The following is a 19734-nucleotide window of genomic DNA, read 5'->3' on the forward strand; positions in this document are numbered from 1 at the left end:
TTATTTCGCATGGTATATCGTTCTTATATATTTCGTTTGGGAACAATATTCATATTATTATTGTGCCTAATTACCAGAATCCATGCCCAATTGGGAATTGGAGGTATACCTCCAAGCTTTAAATATCCACAAACGCGCAGTTCTATTTCCGATATTCATGATATTTATGTGCCTTTTAGTATCGATGACCTTTTATCTGACGATTTATTAAACGAACAAGATGGTAATCCACCTCGTATAGCCATATTATTACCTGCAGGTCTATCTATCTCCAACAATGGAATTTGGAAAACATTACCTGGAGGAGAAAAAATTTGGCAAATACATATTTCTGCAAATAATGCTCTCGCAATAGCTCTATATTATAATAAATTTTACATACCTGAAGGCGGGAAATTATATATATACAATGCTCAACATACCCAAATACTTGGAGCATTTGATCATTACACCAATCCTAAAGGCGGAAAATTCGTAACAGAGTTCGTTGCAGGTGAAGAAGTCATCCTCGAATACGTTGCCTCCGATGAACAATCATCTTCCGATAAACCCTGCATTGAGATCGAAGAAATCGGTTATGGATATAATCATCTTGAAATAAGAGAAGACAATGATAACACTGAAAATATTTCAGGAAGTTGCATGGTTGACATTAATTGTGAAGAAGGTCAGGAGTGGCAAGATGAAAAAAAAGGGGTATGTAAAATGATCATGAAAATAGGAACTGGTTCATACTTATGCACTGGCTCTGTAATAAATAATACATCTGGAAAATTATACCCATATATACTGACAGCACATCATTGTCTTGTAGCATCAAAAGAAACAGCAACAAATGAAGAATTAGAGCAATTTTTATTTTATTTTAATTATGAAAGAATACGATGTGGAGAAAAACACCAAACCAAACCCAAAACTATAACTGGTTGTCGACTACTTGCGGCATCTATATTATCAGGAGGAGTAGATGAAGCCCTACTCGAACTGAGTAAAGACATTCCTGACAGCTTAAATATCTATTATAATGGTTGGGACCGTTCCCCCACCCCAGCACAATCAGGTGTATGCATACACCATCCACAAGGCGATGTAAAAAAAATATCTACTTTCACGAATCCAGCAAACTCAGACACATGGAGAACAAAAGAGAATGTTGCTTTAGAAAACGGACATTGGAATGTGCAATTCAGTGAAACAGTTAATGGGCATGGAGTTACAGAAAAAGGTTCTTCAGGTTCTCCTCTATTCAATCAAAACGGGTTAATTGTAGGGACATTAACCGGTGGTACATCCTCATGTACAAACCCCAATGGAAGGAATTTATTCGGTAAACTTCATTATTTTTGGGATATGTGCGGAAAAGAAGACAATGAGCGGCTAGACATATGGCTCGATCCCAATAAAACAGGAGTCTCCCAACTCCAAGGCAGATATGCAACAGAGCCTAAACCTATACCCACGGGATTGAGTGCATCATGGGATGCAATAAAAGAAACCATATCTTTACAATGGAGTAAACCCGAAAGCGAAGAGATACCAGTAAAATACATTATTCTCCGTAACGGTTATCCCATAGGAAGTACTACAAATCTTTTTTTCTCGGAAAAGAAATTACCTATAGGCAAATACTTATATTCAATAATCGGAGTATATTCTGATGGAAAATCATCAGAAGCCTCAGCTCCAGTAGCCGTCTCTGTATATAATTATCCAATACCAACTCCCCCAAAAATAGTACGAAGCGGAAATAAAGAACTTTCATTATCTTGGGAGAATCCTTTAAGTGAACAACAAATATTCTGGGGAACGATGAAACCGACCGTCTTTTGCAGGACAGTAGAATATAAGCCTTTTTATTTCGGACAATGTTGGGACGAAAAAGAGATAAATTCTATTGACAACTTTGTAATACATTCTATTTCTTTCTTCCCTGCACAAGGAGCAAAATATTCTCTATTGATAAAACAAGGAATAAATAGTTATACTCAAAAAATCGAAAGTTTTCAATTAAACACCATAAATGAAATCATATTAAATACCCCTTTTATTATAGACAAAGACAATGGGCAACTGATCATTGCCATTAAAGCTGAATCATATTTAAGCGAACATGGTCCAGCTTGTTGCGACAATGGCCCAGCTGTAAATGGAAAAGGCAACCTACTTTCTTTAGACGGAGAAAACTGGACCGCAATTTATGATAATGATCCTAAAAGCGACTTTAACTTTCTGGTAGCAGCCAATATCTCATCATCTTTAGTTCCTGAAAATAATTTCCAAACTCCTACCGCCTCCAATTATCAGGGAAAAAACTCTTCAGAAGCAATTAAAACTATAATTACAGAAAAAATAGCATTGAAAAAACAATCCGAAAACTTGACAATATATTCCTCTATTCCTGTAGGTATCCCCCCAACAACATGGAACGTATATCGTAACGGGCAATTAGTTAATACTAATCCTATACATTCACTTTCTTTTACAGACTCAGGGCTTCAACCCGGAGAATATAGCTACAAAATAGAAGCCCTTTATGAAAACCAGACAATCATTAAAGAAAGTCCTGAAATATCTTTCCGTCTAAGTGAAAAAAACTGGGATGCCGATATTTCATCCCTCGAAGTCAGTTACGTAGAAGAATCTTGGTCTCCAGAAGATTTATCCAAGACAGAATGGTCTCACGGGCTTCCCTGCCATACCGAAAATGTAGTAATAAGTATAAAAACTTCTCCAGGAGCGACATCCGAAATCAACGGTGAAGTAGGTACAAATTATCATTTCACATTCGGTAAAAATAGTGGGAAATATCCTATATCCATAAAAATCACATCTGAAGACAAAAGCCATACAAAAAGTTATACACTTAACCTTTTAAAATTGTCAGAATATTCTATAATGCAACGATGGGATAATATACTTTCGTTGGTTACAAATCCTAACAACAATGGAGGTCTCAACTTTATCAGTTACCAATGGTTTTGTAATAACGACATTATGCCAGGTAAAACACAACCATACATTTCTATAATTCCCAATAAATTAGAAAATGCCTATCATATTGAAGTTGTTACAACCGAAGGAATAACACTTAGAAGTTGTGAATCCAATATATTGCCCATAACTTCAAACGTAACTATTACCCCAACCCTTATTAAACAAGGAGATATTTTAAAAATTCATATCGATCAAGAAGAAGACCTATCCCAATGTCGTATTTCTATTATTAATACATTAGGTATCATTATAAAAGATTTTATTCCAACTATATCCGACACAAATCTCCCATTCTCATGGAATGCAGGTAACTATATTGTTCGAGTCATAACCCCCTCCAACAAAATACATGAGACTAAAATCATTTGTACCCCATGAAAAAATATATTATCATCATATTACTTTTCCTCACTTTTTTACCTATATATAGTGAAAGACCAATAGGGGAAATATCAATATGGGGAACAGGTGGTTTATCTACCCTTCATTATAAATCTTCTGTCGGCACAATAAAGCCCTATGCTGGTTGGGATGTGGGTATCTCTTACACAACTCTTTTCAATAAGAATTGGGGATACGGTTTAGGACTAGAATTGTCACAGTACAAAGGTGCAATCAAATTAGGTGATTATTCGGACTCATATAAAACAATATCCAACTCGATTCCTGGAGGCAATAATGTCAACAACGAATTTGATTTTTCTGTAAATTACAAACAACTTAGAGAAACTCAGGAAGCCACCTATCTCAATATTCCTATCTTTTTACAATACCGAAATAATAAAGCTCAAGGATTCTATTTCAATATAGGAGCTAAAATTGGATTTCCGATAAAAACTCGTCGTACAACATTTGCCAAAGAATTAAATACATCCGGATATTTTGCATATGAAGACATATACTACACCAATTTACCGGAACATGGTTTTTACTCTTTAAATGATTATAAATATACGACTTCTATCGATATGAATCTTAACCTGATGGCTTTTGTCGAAACTGGGGTCTGTTACCGTCTATCACCTGGTATCAACCTTTATACAGGAATATATGCCGGATATGGATTTAACAACTTATATCCTCATGACAAAAAAAAATTACTTTTATATCAACAAGACGGAAATAATATTCAAAACGGAATATGGGATACATACATGAATACCGAAAACGAAACAAAAGCAATAGTATCATCTCGTATTTTGCCAATCACGGTAGGTCTTAAAATAAGATTGGCATTCAACCTAAACAATAAGAAAAGATAACAAAGACAAATAAGTAAAATTGTAATTTACAATATTTTGGCATAACTTTGTAACTTAATTTCAAATTGGCACAAACACACAAAAAAGAGAACAATATATATTCAATATGAATAAAATAATCGAAAAAGAATACTTTTCAGAAAAAGTAGTCAAGCTAGTTGTAGAAGCTCCATTAATAGCACGATCCCGAAAGGCCGGACACTTTGTTATCGTCCGTGCAGGAGCGAAAGGAGAACGTATACCCCTAACAATTGCTTCTGCCGATAAAGACAAAGGGACTATCACCTTAGTCGTACAAGCAGTCGGTAAATCCTCATCCAAACTATGTGCCTTAAATGAAGGTGATTATATTACAGATGTAGTAGGTCCTCTTGGACAAGCAACCCATATAGAAAAAGTGGGAACAGTCGTTTGCTGTGGCGGTGGAGTTGGCGTCGCACCTTTGCTCCCTATCGTTGAAGCTTTTAAAAAGGCTGGAAACCGAGTAATAACAGTGCTGGCAGCAAGAACTAAGGAGCTAATCATACTGGAAGAACAGATGAAAACAAATTCTGATGAGGTAATTGTTATGACCGACGATGGTTCTTATGGACAAAAAGGCCTGGTTACTCAAGGCGTTGAAGATGTCATAAAACGGGAAAAAGTCGATCTTTGCGTAACAATAGGACCAGCAATTATGATGAAATTTGTATCGCTGTTGACAAAAAAATATGACATACCAACGGTCGCATCCCTAAACACAATAATGGTAGATGGTACAGGCATGTGCGGAGCTTGCCGTATTACTGTAGGAGGAAAGACAAAATTTGTATGCGTAGACGGACCCGAATTCGACGCCCATCAAGTTGATTTTGATGAAATGATGATGCGCCTCTCTTCATATAAAGATATGGAATAAAATCTGAAAACAAGCATGGACAATAAAGAATATTTAGCATCAGAACGCGCACAATCCTGGCGCGAAGAATTGCGAAAAAGTAAAAGTAATAAAGAACGTACTCAAATAAAAAGAGTACACATGAATGAACTTGCTCCGGCATATCGCATAACTAATAAAGAAGAAGTAAACCAAGGACTTACCAAAGAGCAAGCTATGACAGAGGCTTCGCGTTGTCTCGATTGCCCCACTCCATTATGCATGACAGGATGTCCTGTACAAATCAACATTCCCCAATTTATAAAGAATATCGAACGGGGTGAAATTTTAGAAGCAGCCAAAACCCTGAAAGAAACCAGTGCATTACCTGCTGTATGCGGAAGAGTATGTCCTCAAGAGAAACAATGTGAATCAAAATGCTTTTACACTCAAAAAATGGGAAAAGATGCTGTTGCAATCGGATATCTTGAGCGATTTGCAGCAGACTACGAACGAGAAAGCGGGCAAATATCTGTTCCTGAAATAAAAACCTACAACGGAATAAAAATTGCTGTTGTCGGTTCTGGCCCTGCAGGACTTGCTTTTGCGGGGGACATGGCAAAATATGGTTATAATGTAACCGTATTTGAAGCGTTGCATGAAATTGGAGGTGTGCTAAAATACGGTATTCCAGAATTCAGACTGCCTAACGCTATCGTCGATGTAGAAATAGACAATTTGCGAAAAATGGGCGTTGAGTTCATAACAGACTGTATTATTGGAAGAACATTGTCTTATGACGATTTACATGAAATGGGCTACAAAGGTATTTTCGTTGCCAGTGGGGCTGGCCTACCTCGTTTCATGGGTATTCCCGGAGAAAATCTCATAGGTATTATGTCCAGCAATGAATACCTTACTCGGGTAAATCTAATGGACGCTGCCAATCCTGAATCCGATACTCCAGTAATTAAAGGCAAACATGTTGCCATTATCGGTGGAGGAAACACTGCAATGGACTCTGTCCGCACAGCCCGCCGTTTAGGAGCAGAACGCGCCATGATTGTATACCGCCGATCCGAAGAAGAAATGCCTGCCCGGATAGAAGAAATAAAACACGCTAAAGAAGAGGGTGTTGAATTTCTTACTTTATACAATCCTATCAAGTATATCGGAGATGAAAAAGGGAAAGTAAAGCAAATGTTACTTCAAAAGATGGAATTAGGAGAGCCTGATGCATCAGGGCGAAGAAGTCCTATAGCTATCCCTGGAAAGACAGAACTAATAAACGTAGATGAAGTGGTAGTAAGTGTAGGAGTATCTCCTAACCCTTTAATCCCAAATTCAATTAAGGGATTACAAGTAAGTAAATGGGGAACCATAATAGTAAATCAGGAAACTATGCGTTCGGACATTCCCGACCTGTATGCAGGCGGTGATATCGTACGCGGAGGCGCTACAGTTATTCTTGCTATGGGAGATGGACGAAGAGCTGCAGCATCCATGCACCAAGCTTTATCAGAAAAAGCATAAAACAAAATTATTATTACAAAAAAAGCCGATATATAGAATTGTATCGGCTTTTTCGCATTTATATAATATTTTTGTTTTCATAATAATATCCCGATTACATCTTCCTCCAAACATTAAAAATCTAATTATTGCTAAAAAATATCCAAAAATAAATATATTTGCCATATATTATTAACATTTAAAATCCGATAAGATGATAAATCAATGGATATATGGTACTCTATTTATTGTTCTCCTTTATTTCGCATATAAAATTTCAAAGAAAAAACCAGACGAAAAAATACCGGAATATAAAGATCCTCATCGCCCGAATAAAGAATTCATGCCAGATTCTTTTGTCGACAATAAAAAATTTATATATATTGCAAATATTTCTCAAAAAGAAATCACCAATGTTACTATACAATTCTGTAACATGTACAATCATGATTTCTACCAAGCCATATTAAAAATAACTCCAATAAAACACAACACTTTTATCATTACCTTTCCATACGATATAGAATTTGCAAACTATCTAATCTTAATCAACTATCTACACTACCCGTTCGAAATAGAATATTCTCCTAAAATATCGGGATGGATGCCACTAACGAACGAAGTTCAAAACGAACAAGAGAGTTGGGGAATGTTTTATATTCCCTCCGACGATAAAGAATATAATACCGTATATATGTTGACCGAAAATAATAACTCGTACAAATTCACAATAGGTCTCGATAAGGGTATACCCTGCACTACAAACTTTATTTACAAAGAACCTCCTTTACTTAACCTCAACTCAAAGGAGAAAGAGAGTTTCATTATTAATTAAAATAAGTTTCTACTTTTTATCTAAAATTCGTTTTACATGATTCTTTAATATGTGAAAAGCAGGTTTAACCATAGCTCCATGATCATGCCCTCCCAATTCATATATATATACCTGTTTATGCCCTACGACTTTCATCATACGCCAAAAATATGCATTTTCCTCATAACGCCCCAACATTTCCAACTCTCGGTCGCCTGATACAATAATCAATGGAGGAGCATCTGGTCGCACATAATATAGAGGAGCAAACTCATCAATACTGGGCTGGGTATCTTTCATCCCTTTCGATTGTCGATATGCAAAATGGCTAATGGCATGTCCACTAAACGGGATTAATGCAGCAATAGAATCTGCATCAATATTATATTTTCTTAACCACTTTTTATCCAGTCCTATCATATTAGTTAAATACCCTCCTGCAGAATGGCCCGACACAAAAATTTTTTGAGGGTCACCTCCATAATTTGCAATATTTTGAAAAACCCACGCTGTTGCTGCTGCCGCATCATCAATACAATCTGCCAAAGTCCCCTTTGGCAACAAGCGGTAATTTACTGAAACTACACCTAATNGATACGATACGGAATATCTTTTATTGTATGATACGTTATATTTTGAGCTGTTACAAAACAACTCAAAATACTAAATAGAAATATAAAATGAATGCTCTTTATCATATCCAATATAATTTCATCTATCTTAATTTATTATTAACAAAATTAAAACTAATATTTTAATTTCTCATACAACAACCAATTTAAATACATACAATAAACTTTTATTAATTTTCATTCCTTCATTTCATCTTTTATCTCTAAACATAAATATACCGAAAACACAGGTAAATAATTTCTATTTACTCGTCTTCAATAGATAATCTTTACCATCATTACCATCAGACAAATAGGTACCCTCATTATTATTAATAGATTTAAATGGCCTCTAAATTCTACTTGAGACTCTTTTTATCTTCTGTCATTGTACATAATTCTATCTTTTTCTAAAAAACTTTTATCGAAATACTAAAAAGACCTTCTGTATACCTCCAATCTCTTTCCTAATAAAAATATTTTTTCTATCCTTTTCACAATTTATCAATACTAATTATTGCCTTTTTTGTATAATATTACTTATAGAAAACAAATTAATTAATGCTACTAAAAACAATAAATTACCTACTCTCATTAAACGAGAATCCATCTTCCAATAAGATTTCAAATACTTACAACACTTAATTATTTTATTCCTTATACTCTTTTTTCAAGAAAACCCGTATCTTCGTAATTATAAAACAATTTAAAAATGGAAGATTGGTTTTCTCGGACTCAACAATTAATCGGCTTTGATAAATTCTCTCTCTTACAACAGTCAAAGGTACTTGTCGTAGGCATAGGTGGTGTAGGGGCTTATGCTGCCGAAATGCTGTGTAGAGCCGGAATAGGAAATATTACCATTATCGATGGAGATACAATAAATAAAACTAATATCAATCGACAATTAATAGCACTCCATAGTACACTCAATCAACCCAAGGTCAATATTTTAGCACAGCGATTACAAGATATTAATCCTGAATTGATTCTTGATGCTCAATACCAATTTATAGAAAAAGAAGAAATTGACAAGATAATAAAAAATAACAGATATGATTTTGTAGTAGATGCAATCGATACACTATCGCCCAAAATTGCTCTGATTACTGCTTGTTTAAAAAATAAGACTAAAATTATATCATCAATGGGAGCTGGAGGACGTATTGACCCATCTAAAATTACATTTGCCGATATTTCAGAAACTTATCATTGTGGATTAGCAAAAGCTGTCCGAAAAAGATTACAAACCCTTGGCATAAAAAAGGGGCTGAAAGTAGTTTTCTCTACAGAACAAACCGAAAGAAAATCGATTATACGTACAGATGAAGAAAGGAACAAAAAATCAACTGTCGGAACTATCTCTTATTTACCCGCAATTTTTGGTTGTTATTTAGCATCTTACACTATCAGAAAATTAATTGGAGAATGATACAAATAAAAAACATAGAAAAAAATTATGGTCCATTACATGTTCTAAAAGGAATTAACGCTCATATCAATAGAGGTGAAATCGTTGCGGTTGTAGGGCCTAGTGGTGCCGGTAAAACAACCCTATTACAAATCGTAGGAACTTTGGAAAAAGCAGATGCAGGAAGTGTAACCATTGACAATATTGAAATAAGTCAACTAAAAGAAAAAGAACTAGCGGCTTTCCGTAACCATCATATCGGCTTCGTTTTTCAATTTCATCAGCTTCTCCCTGAATTTTCAGCCCTTGAAAACGTTATGATTCCCGCTTTGATACAAAAAAAACGAATATCTGAGAGTGAAAAAAGGGCAAAAGAAATATTAGAGTTCTTAAATCTCTCGAACCGAATAAATCATAAACCTGCACAATTGTCCGGTGGAGAGAAACAACGAGTCGCAGTAGCTCGAGCATTAGTCAATCATCCAGACGTTATTCTAGCTGATGAACCATCAGGAAGCCTTGACTCTCAAAATAAAATCGAGCTTCATAAATTATTTTTTGACCTGAGAAAAGAGTTTAACCAAACCTTCGTAATTGTAACTCACGATGAAAATCTGGCAAAAATGGCTGATCGTATTATTCAAATGAAGGACGGATTAATCATTTTGCCCGAAGAAAATCTTTTATAACTTGAGCCAACCTAAAATAATATGAATTTACAGATAAAACATATTGCCATTTTATGCCTGTTCTCAGGGATTTTTTTATCTTGTAAAAATGACGAAACATTTGATTATGAAGAATTCCGCCTTGATATGGTAACGTGCCTTATCAATAATAATTCTGTTTATTTTCAATTAGACAATGGCTCTTACCTGATTCCCGATAATACAATCACCCCCGAAGGTATAAAAAACATGCAACGTGTAATGTTGAATTATGTAATAAAAGAAAAAAGAATTACAGACAAAGAATATATAATAAAAGTCCGGTCAATCGGACAGGTTCTCTATAAAGGAATACTAAACATTTCAGCAGAAGATGCTCCAACAATAAAAGATGATTCCATTTACTTAAACTCTATTTGGTATGGCGGAGAATGTATTAATTTAAGATATAAAATAGAATTTAATAATATACCTCACAGCCTTGAGATGATTTATATACCAGAGAAGCAACTACCTGATGATACTCTACGCTTACAGCTAAGACATGACAAAAATAATGATCCTGCAGGTTTTCTTACCGCAGGGTATGCTTCATTCAGAATTTCTCCACTACTTATAAGACAAAATCTCACAACAATCAAAATATATGTTAATTGCTATAATATAAAAGAAAAAAATTTTACTTTGAATTTAAAATAATATAGAATATGAAAAATGAAAACAACGAAATGCAAATCGAGCTTACACCTGAAATAGCAGAAGGCATTTACTCCAATTTAGCTATTATTTCACATTCTTCTTCCGAATTTGTCGTCGACTTCGTTCGTCTTATGCCTGGGGTACCTAAAGCTCCTGTAAAATCACGAATTATTTTAACTCCTGAGCACGCCAAAAGATTAATGTTTGCTATAGAAGAAAATATTCTGAAATATGAAAAGCAATTCGGACCTATTCGTATGAATGACAATAATAATAACATGCCGCCTTTCATGGCTCCAGGCGGAGAAGCTTAAATAAAAAAAGATGAAAACATTTACTATTGAAGAAAAGTCTCAGATAGAAACTATTATAAATCAATGTAAGGTATGTTATTTGGGCATGATAGATAATGACCAAAGTCCTTATGTCGTACCTATGAATTTTGGATACAAAAACAACATATTTTATCTGCATTCGGGACCAGACGGAAAAAAAATCCAACTACTAAACAAGAATAAGAAGGTATGCCTCACTTTTAATTCTGGAGAAAACCTGATTTACCAACATCCCAATGTAGCATGTAGTTATAGTATGGTATCTAAAAGTGTAATATGTAAAGGTACAATTGCTTTTGTCGAAAATTATGAAGAGAAAGTAGAAGCTCTGAATATCTTAATGGAACACTATACAGACAAAAAATTTAGCTATAGTGCCCCAGCAGTAAATAATGTACGAATATTAAAACTATTACCCGATGAGATAACTTGTAAGTCATTTGGAAATTCGATACGGAATCGCAATTTCTAACGATACAAGAAAGTTTTATATATTTATATTACCTTTGCATGATAATAGACAAATCCGTACAATTATGGAAAATAAACTAACTATTTATAATACTCTTTCACGAAAAAAAGAAATATTTAAGCCCATTAATCCCCCATATGTAGGCATGTACGTATGTGGACCAACAGTTTATGGAGATGCTCATCTAGGACATGCTCGCCCGGCCATAACATTTGATCTCTTGTTTCGTTATTTACAACACACCGGTTACAAAGTAAGATATGTACGAAATATTACAGACGTTGGACACCTTGAAAATGACGCAGATGAAGGAGAAGATAAAGTTGCGAAAAAAGCCCGGCTTGAAAAGCTAGAACCAATGGAGGTTGTTCAATACTACCTTAACCGATACCACAAAGCAATGGAGGCGTTGAACGTTTTACCTCCCAGCATAGAACCTCACGCTTCAGGACACATTATTGAACAAATAGAATACATAAAAAAAATACTTGACGCCGGTTATGCATATGAAAGCAATGGATCTGTTTATTTCGATGTAGAAAAATACAATAAAGACTATCACTACGGCAAATTATCAGGACGTAATATAGATGAGTTATTAAATACTACCCGTGAATTAGATGGACAACAAGAAAAACGAAACAGTTTTGACTTTGCTCTATGGAAAAAAGCTTCACCAGAACACATCATGCGATGGCCCTCACCTTGGAGTGATGGATTTCCCGGTTGGCATCTCGAATGTTCAGCTATGGGTACTAAATATTTAGGAGAGGAATTTGATATACATGGCGGTGGAATGGACCTACTATTTCCTCATCACGAGTGTGAAATAGCCCAATCGGTAGCAGCACAAGGTAAAGAAACCGTGCATTATTGGATGCATAACAATATGATTACTATCAATGGGCAGAAAATGGGAAAATCATTAGGCAACTTTATCACTCTCGAACAATTTTTTACTGGGAATCACCCTCTTTTATCTCAGGCATACAGTCCAATGACTATTCGATTTTTTATTCTTCAAGCTCATTATCGCAGTACAGTCGATTTCAGCAATGAAGCGTTACAAGCTTCAGAAAAAGCTTTACAACGACTATTAGATGGATGGGAAAATCTGAACAAAATTATTCCAGCAGAAAATAGCTCTATCGAAGTACCTGATTTAAAATCAAGATGTTATGAAGCCATAAATGATGATTTGAGTAGCCCGATAGTAATATCTCACTTATTTGAAGGTGTTCGTATTATCAATACAGTCTCAACTGGTAATGCTACATTAAACAGTAAAGACTTGAATAAGCTGAAAGATACATTCAAGATATTTATGTTTGATATATTAGGAATCAAATCAGAAAAAAGCAATATAGATTCCTCTTCCACCGAAGCATATAAACAAGCTATAAATGTATTGCTGGATGTCCGTAAAGATGCCAAAGCCAAAAAAGACTGGGCTACATCAGACTTCATTCGAAACAAGCTTACAGAAATTGGTTTTGAAATAAAAGATACTAAAGATGGTTTCGAATGGAAATTGAATAAATAAAAAGTTATAATGAATTTATTTACAAAAATAACCGCTCTTATAATAATATAGATAAGACGGTTATTTTTGTAGATGAAACATCGTTTATAAAGAGCTCACTATTTCTTCACATAAAGGGTTCCTTCAAAGATTTCCCCTTTTATTATTACATAACATCTACAGTCCATTCGTCACGTTTTTCCGGTAACATATTCCATCACAAACAGCAATCAGTACATCCGACTGATTTTTTATTTCTACCCTATAATGACAAACAGTTTTATGCAAAAGAATTTCGGTCGCTGTTGCTGTCAATATATCATTCAAATACCCACTCGACAAAAAGCGGATATCTGACTGTATCGAAAAAGCAAGTAACCCATGAGCATTTGCTGCAGCAGCTATAGCCAAATCTGCTAAAGTAAAAAGAAGTCCCCCCTGAACTACTCCCCCTGCATTTAAATGTTTTTCTATAACATTCACACATGCTACAGCATATCCAGGTTTCGCTTCTTTTAGCTCTATCCCCGCATCCATAGCAAAATGGTCTTTTTTAAAAAAATCTACATAATCCATCTTTTTTCATCTTTCAATTTCCGGCATAAATAGCTTTTAAAGAACCAATAGCAAGTTTTCCTTCCACCTGTAACGGTATTCTACGATTATCATCACTTATCCACGCTGTAATATTATCACTTTCATTTTCACCCTCATCCGTCGAAAAGTGAAGTTTGAGGCGAAATGCAGGAAATTCCTTATTTCTCAACTTTAAAATCGTTCGCCCCATAAATTCAATCGATAAATATTCTATATGATTCCCTGAAAATATATTTAAATTAAATCGTTGATACATAGGAGTTACTGGAAAGTCGATTGTTCTCAAATAGTAAAATACGCTCAACATATCATATGTCAGCTTGCTCGACGGAACAGTATAATGTTCAATAGCATTACGTTTTGGACGATATAATGTAATTTCGCCCACACAGCCTTCTGCCCCCTTTTCATATTTATATTTTACTTCATCTTTTCGATATGTTTTATCTTCATCAGAAATTTTGGCATAATACAATGGTCGTAAATCTCTACGCCTCATAACAGAAACTAATGTATCTCTTACCCGAAAAATACGGTCAGCAAAAGCTAAAGTTCGAGCATCCATTTGAGACTTATAACATGATACATCATTGATAACCACAGGTTTCAATATTAAGCGGGCACTTGCCGCCTTTTTCCAAATAAAACCCCATTGGTAAATTACATCATATGATAAATTTTCTTCTCCCCAATGTGCATTATCTGTCGTTAACTGCTGGGACCAGACCGTCATCGAAAAAGAGAGTATTAGCAGAGCACATCCGGCACAAACCTTCTCTACTCTCCATACCATATTACTGATTACTAAACGGCATATCATTTTCAGAAGATCCTTCATCTGTTTCATCTGCAGCCTTCTCATCTTTAGGTTTATTTTTTACAATAGCTCGAGGTTTCTGTTGTTCCAATGGTAAAGCAAATACATCCCAATCTTGTTCTACATCCCAATTTGCTTTCAATTTTAATGCTTTAGGATAATAGTAAACATCCTCAGGCTGTCTTTTTTCTGCATAATTCCCAGTATCAAACTTTCCATTACCATTCTTATCAATTACCAAACGAGCATAATAAGTCCCTGGATCAAGATACAAGAATTCTGCACCTCCATCCACAACAGGGACCTTTCGAACTGGAGTATCATTGCTGTTCAATAGCTCCACAAACGCCGAATCTGTTACTCCTTGTGTAGCCAAATACAAATTAGAATATTCTTCTAATGCTCTCACTTTAAATGTCTGAGAAAACTTATCTGTTGGAGTTCCATATACACTCAATCCAGCCAACGAATCTATTGAAATCCTATATTCTTCTCCCGGTCTCCACTTATGCTTCAATAAATACATACGCATCTTTACAGAATCCCGATTAAATGTAAACTCAACTGGATTCCATAATGTGTCGTTCTTTATTTCTAAATGGATAGCATTCCGGTCTATGGTATCTACTGGTTCTGCATATTCAAACCGTAAAAAATCATATACATTTAATGAAGACGGCACTATTGCCGAAAGCTTCAAAAATTCAATTGCCGGAGTCTCTTTTTCATCTTTTTTCCGTCTTTCTTTTACCACAGTCTTTTTACGTCGATAAATCATTTTAAGCGTATCCGTATACATCGATAATTTTCTTAAACTATCGGTACGCATATAATATGATTCAAATACCAATGTATCACGTTTATATAATAATGAATCTTTCAACCAATAATGTATTGTATCGTTTGTTATATTCGACTCTACATATGCCCAATCTTCACTATCAAAATTAAGAGGTTTCATTTTTGGCAAAGTGTCATTTGGAGCTGAAAAATATAAAGACATTTTTTGAGGAGAAAGACGCTCGCTTTTTTCCAAATAATGATTTTTAAAATTTTCATTAAAAGATTTCAATAAGATATTATCAGGATGGTAAAGAACTACCTGATTCATCATTATAGTGTCTATAGTCACACTATCAGTCCAAATTGTATCTGGCCGTATCACGGTTTCCACTGATGGCACTACAGTTACATCTGTAAAAGCTATATCTTCTGTCGCATTATCAAATCGGTAATCCCGATTTAAATCTTTCAATGCATATATACGGTATGTTCCGGGAGAGACATTTTGTATCGAAAAATAACCACGAGCATCAGAAGAAGCAATACGCTCAAATGGAGTTTTAGTAAAAGCCGAATCATTAAGATTCGAATGCAATCCTACCAGCATGCCCGTCACCGGTTCCAGATTTTCTGCATTTAATAATATACCAGAAACCTGTAATGTATCAATAATTGGCCCCGTAGAAAAAGCAAAACTAAAATTTTCTAAAACATTTTTCTCATTGTTATCAACTATTGCATCTGCAAAATCTATTGTATATGTAGTATTCGGTCTCAAAGAATCTTTTAATTCTACAATCACTTTTCTCCCAGAAGTACGAATAAGCGGCATCTCCTTTTGTGGAGGAGAAACAACCACCTTCTCCGTCGCCTTTTCCACCAAAACAATCTCGTCGAATTCTATTTCTATTTTATTCTTCTTTACATTTATTTGATTCGGCAAAGGATCGCTTTTTACAAATACTGGAGGTGTCTCATCCTTTGGCCCCCCACCAGGCCGTGCCATATTCGCACATGATGATATAAAGCCTCCGGCTAGTACCAATACTAAAATTATCGGAATATATATCGAATCTCTTTCTTTTCGCATCTTTATAACTTTATTCTGTAAATTAATGACCGTAAAGATACAAAAAAGAAGTATTAAAAGTCGCAAAAGCATCTTTTCTGCCCTTGAATAATAATAACAAACACAAATTAATCAAACATTTTGTTAGCCGAATTGAAAAAAAACATATATTTGCACCTTATTAAAAATGCGATAATCAAATTAAATAAAAATCATAAAGTAATAATCTTATGCAAAACAAAGGATTTATTAGAGTTTTTGCGGTATTACTTACGCTAGTATGCTTATTTTACCTGTCATTCTCTCTGGTGACCCGATATCAGACGAATAAAGCGGAAGAATACGCAAACGGAGATAGCACGAAGTATGCCCAATACATGGACTCTATTTCGACTGAAAAAGTGTATTTATGGTATTATACCTTTAAACAGTGCCGTGAAATGGAAATTGGCCTCGGTCTAGATTTAAAAGGTGGTATGAATGTAACTTTACAGATTTCTGTAGCAGACGTTCTCAAATCTCTTTCGAACAATAACCTCGACCCCAATTTCAACAAAGCTTTAGCTATCGCAACAGCTAACCAAGCCGAAAACAAAGATTTCTTATCAGCATTTTACAATGAGTATAGAAAACTGGACCCGAATGTCCGTTTAGCAGCTATTTTTAGCACGTATCAATTAAAAGATAAGATTACACCAAATGCAACAAATGATGAAGTACTCAAAGTTCTTCGTTCCGAGTTGGATGACGCTATCGACAATTCGTTCAACGTTCTTCGTACGCGTATAGACCGTTTCGGGGTTGTCGCTCCTAATATTCAACGTTTGGAAAAAGACGGACGTATCTTAGTCGAACTTCCCGGTGTAAAAGAGCCTGAACGTGTTAGAAAACTCCTGCAAGGAAGTGCTAACCTTGAATTCTGGGAAACTTATAACTTAAGTGAGTTCTACAATCAATTGGCTGCAGCAAATGATATCATTGCTCAAGCAGAAAATCTTACAACAGATAGCACATCCGTAGTAAAAAATACCACAGCAAGCGTTGACAGTACAACTTTAGCACAAAATCCAACTAATGTTCAAGATAGTGTTGCTCAGAAAATCAAAAAAGAATTAAATAAGACAGAAAGCGACCAGCAAAGAATTGAAACTTGGAAAAAACAGAATCCATTATTCGCCAAGTTGCAACTCAACGTTTCCCAACAGGGTGCAGTCAGTCAAAGTCCTGCAGTCGGAATAGCGCATTATTCCGATACAGCGGCAGTCAACCATTATTTGCAAATACCTCAAGTTCGTGAATTGTTACCTGCCAATATCATGTTCAAATGGACAGTGAAAGCAATTGACGAAAAAGAACAATATTATCAATTAGTAGCATTAAAAGCGACGAATGGAGGTCGCCCCCCATTGGAAGGAGACGTTATTACCGACGCCCGGGAAGATTTTGACCGTACAACTAACTCAGCCGTTGTAAGCATGACGATGAATGCTGAAGGGTCCAAAATATGGGAACAACTTACTCGTGAAAATATTGGAAAATGTATCGCTATTGTCCTTGACAATCAAGTGTATTCTTTCCCTGTAGTAAATACAGAAATATCAGGAGGTAGTTCACAAATATCTGGAAATTTCACTCCAGAAGAAGCAAAAGACTTAGCTAATGTACTGAAATCCGGTAAAATGGCAGCTTCTGTCAAAATTGTACAAGAAGATATTATCGGTCCGTCATTAGGACAAGAAGCTATACAAAGCGGTATCATGTCATTCATTTTCGCACTTATATTGTTAATGGTTTACATGATCAGCGTATATGGTGTAGTACCAGGATTGATTGCCAATGGAGGACTTATCTGTAATATGTTCTTTACTTTAGGAGTATTGGCATCATTCCAAGCTGTACTTACACTTTCAGGTATTGCAGGGTTAGTATTATCATTAGGTATGGCCGTGGATGCAAATGTACTTATCTTTGAAAGATCAAAAGAAGAACTCCGGTTAGGCAAAAATCTAAAATCAGCAATTACCGACGGTTACAAAAATGCATTCTCTGCAATCTTTGACTCAAACTTGACATCTGTTATTACCGGTATTATCCTATTCTTTTTCGGAACAGGACCTATCAAGGGCTTTGCAACCACATTGATTATCGGTATTATTATGTCATTCTTTACAGCCGTATTCCTAACGCGTTTAGTATTTGAAAAAGGTCTTGAAAAAGGATGGTTCAAGAACTTAACATTTACGACTTCTTTGACAAAGAATTTATTGGCTCATCCAAATATCAATTTCCTTGGAAAACGCAAAATCGGATACATTGTAGCAGGAATATTAGTAGTAATTGGAGCTATCTCATTTGCGACCAAAGGATTGAATCAAGGCATTGAATTCACTGGAGGTCGTAACTATGTAGTTCGTTTTGACAAGACTGTAAATACTCAAGAAATTGCAAACTTGCTAAAACCGGAATTTGAAGGAAGCACTTTATCCGTAATCACAATTGGTAGTGACAACCAAGTTCGCATCTCTACCAATTACAAAATTATGGATAGCTCCGATGGAATTGACGAAGAAATCGAAGGTAAGATATATCGCTCAATCAAAAACGGCAATTTAATTGGAGATGAATCTCAAGCTCAATTTAAAGACCAGCATATCATGAGTACCCAAAAAGTGGGACCAAGTATTGCTGATGATATTAAAATTGCAGCATTCTGGGCAGTATTATTCTCCCTTATCGCTATTGCTCTTTACATTTTATTACGATTCCGAGACATCTCGTTTAGTGTAGGAACCTTAGTTGCATTGGCATTCGATACTGTCATTATCATCGGCTTCTATTCCATATTCTATGGAATCTTACCATTCTCCATGGAAATCGATCAATCTTTTATTGCTGCTATTCTAACAGTGATTGGATACTCAGTAAATGATAAAGTTGTTGTATTTGACCGTGTTCGAGAAGTTGCCAATATTTATCCAAAACGAGACAAATTTATCGTCATTAACGATGCTCTAAATAGTACATTATCTCGTACTATCAGTACATCATTGAGTACGGCAATTGTTTTGATATGTATCTTTGTATTAGGAGGAGATACAATCCGTAGCTTTACATTCGCCATGCTATTAGGTGTAATTATAGGTACTCTTTCCACACTCTTCATGGCTGTCCCCATTGCTTATGAATTACAAAGCCGCAAACAAAAAAAGGAACAAGCACAAGAAGCTGCATCCTTAAAAAAGTAAGTTAGTGAACTATCTTATAAATGAAGAGAGCCAGAGATTATAATCTCTGGCTCTCTTCATTTATAAG

General features: G+C 35.2%; 16 protein-coding genes. 12 read left to right on the forward strand and 4 right to left on the reverse strand.

All coding sequences use genetic code 11. From position 1 onward, the window contains the following. Positions 1 to 36: 36 nt before the first annotated feature. The 5 genes from BN2628_RS10305 to BN2628_RS10330 all read left to right on the forward strand — a co-directional run bounded on the left by BN2628_RS10305 (position 37) and on the right by BN2628_RS10330 (position 7459). On the forward strand, positions 37 to 3372 hold the full coding sequence (locus tag BN2628_RS10305) for a cadherin-like beta sandwich domain-containing protein (protein ID WP_257606464.1): 3336 nt from the start codon (positions 37 to 39) through the stop codon (positions 3370 to 3372). Further along, positions 3369 to 4256 (forward strand): outer membrane beta-barrel protein, encoded by an 888-nt coding sequence (locus BN2628_RS10310; protein ID WP_044230396.1) that lies wholly within the window; start codon positions 3369 to 3371, stop codon positions 4254 to 4256. Before BN2628_RS10305 ends, BN2628_RS10310 begins: the two co-directional genes overlap by 4 nt. 106 nt (positions 4257 to 4362) lie before the next feature. Then, on the forward strand, positions 4363 to 5154 hold the full coding sequence (locus BN2628_RS10315) for a sulfide/dihydroorotate dehydrogenase-like FAD/NAD-binding protein (RefSeq protein WP_044230395.1): 792 nt from the start codon (positions 4363 to 4365) through the stop codon (positions 5152 to 5154). 15 nt (positions 5155 to 5169) lie between these two features. Next, positions 5170 to 6645 (forward strand): NADPH-dependent glutamate synthase, encoded by a 1476-nt coding sequence (gene gltA, locus BN2628_RS10320; RefSeq protein ID WP_044230394.1) that lies wholly within the window; start codon positions 5170 to 5172, stop codon positions 6643 to 6645. A 193-nt stretch (positions 6646 to 6838) separates the two neighbouring features. After that, positions 6839 to 7459 carry a hypothetical protein gene (locus BN2628_RS10330; protein WP_055097181.1) on the forward strand — a complete coding sequence of 207 codons (621 nt, stop codon included), beginning with the start codon at positions 6839 to 6841 and terminating at the stop codon, positions 7457 to 7459. 9 nt (positions 7460 to 7468) lie between these two features. On the opposite strand, the gene BN2628_RS10335 is transcribed toward BN2628_RS10330, so the two are convergent. Next, positions 7469 to 8092 carry an alpha/beta hydrolase gene (locus BN2628_RS10335; RefSeq protein ID WP_411267746.1) on the reverse strand — a complete coding sequence of 208 codons (624 nt, stop codon included), beginning with the start codon at positions 8090 to 8092 and terminating at the stop codon, positions 7469 to 7471. Between the two features lie 669 nt (positions 8093 to 8761). Between BN2628_RS10335 and BN2628_RS10340 the strand changes: the two genes are divergently transcribed. The 6 genes from BN2628_RS10340 (at position 8762) to cysS (ending at position 13177) form a co-directional block, all read left to right on the forward strand. Beyond that, complete coding sequence (locus BN2628_RS10340) at positions 8762 to 9481, forward strand: tRNA threonylcarbamoyladenosine dehydratase (RefSeq protein ID WP_044230391.1); 720 nt, start codon at positions 8762 to 8764, stop codon at positions 9479 to 9481. Then, entirely contained in the window at positions 9478 to 10149 is a 672-nt protein-coding gene (locus BN2628_RS10345) for an ABC transporter ATP-binding protein (protein ID WP_044230390.1), read from the forward strand. Before BN2628_RS10340 ends, BN2628_RS10345 begins: the two co-directional genes overlap by 4 nt. 21 nt (positions 10150 to 10170) lie before the next feature. Further along, positions 10171 to 10827, forward strand: a complete 657-nt coding sequence (locus tag BN2628_RS10350) for a NigD1/NigD2 family lipoprotein (protein ID WP_044230388.1) — start codon at positions 10171 to 10173, stop codon at positions 10825 to 10827. An 8-nt stretch (positions 10828 to 10835) separates the two neighbouring features. After that, entirely contained in the window at positions 10836 to 11141 is a 306-nt protein-coding gene (locus BN2628_RS10355) for a DUF3467 domain-containing protein (protein WP_021931605.1), read from the forward strand. Between the two features lie 10 nt (positions 11142 to 11151). After that, on the forward strand, positions 11152 to 11634 hold the full coding sequence (locus BN2628_RS10360) for a pyridoxamine 5'-phosphate oxidase family protein (protein ID WP_044230386.1): 483 nt from the start codon (positions 11152 to 11154) through the stop codon (positions 11632 to 11634). A 64-nt stretch (positions 11635 to 11698) separates the two neighbouring features. Beyond that, complete coding sequence (cysS, locus tag BN2628_RS10365) at positions 11699 to 13177, forward strand: cysteine--tRNA ligase (RefSeq protein WP_055097183.1); 1479 nt, start codon at positions 11699 to 11701, stop codon at positions 13175 to 13177. Between the two features lie 156 nt (positions 13178 to 13333). Here the strand turns inward: cysS and BN2628_RS10370 are convergent, their stop codons facing one another. The 3 genes from BN2628_RS10370 to BN2628_RS10380 are packed head-to-tail and all read right to left on the reverse strand — an operon-like array spanning position 13334 to position 16443. Beyond that, positions 13334 to 13732, reverse strand: a complete 399-nt coding sequence (locus BN2628_RS10370; protein ID WP_044230382.1) for a PaaI family thioesterase — start codon at positions 13730 to 13732, stop codon at positions 13334 to 13336. 13 nt (positions 13733 to 13745) lie between these two features. Then, on the reverse strand, positions 13746 to 14615 hold the full coding sequence (locus BN2628_RS10375) for a DUF3108 domain-containing protein (protein ID WP_082002311.1): 870 nt from the start codon (positions 14613 to 14615) through the stop codon (positions 13746 to 13748). Next, positions 14548 to 16443, reverse strand: coding sequence for an Ig-like domain-containing domain (locus BN2628_RS10380; protein WP_044230437.1), 1896 nt, complete (start codon positions 16441 to 16443; stop codon positions 14548 to 14550). Before BN2628_RS10380 ends, BN2628_RS10375 begins: the two co-directional genes overlap by 68 nt. 209 nt (positions 16444 to 16652) lie before the next feature. On the opposite strand from BN2628_RS10380, the gene secDF reads away from it, so the two are divergent. Beyond that, positions 16653 to 19667, forward strand: a complete 3015-nt coding sequence (gene secDF / locus BN2628_RS10385; RefSeq protein ID WP_044230378.1) for a protein translocase subunit SecDF — start codon at positions 16653 to 16655, stop codon at positions 19665 to 19667. Positions 19668 to 19734: the final 67 nt, after the last annotated feature.

It is taken from the genome of Gabonia massiliensis (assembly GCF_001403595.1).
GTDB classification, from domain to species: Bacteria; Bacteroidota; Bacteroidia; order Bacteroidales; family Coprobacteraceae; genus Coprobacter; species Coprobacter secundus.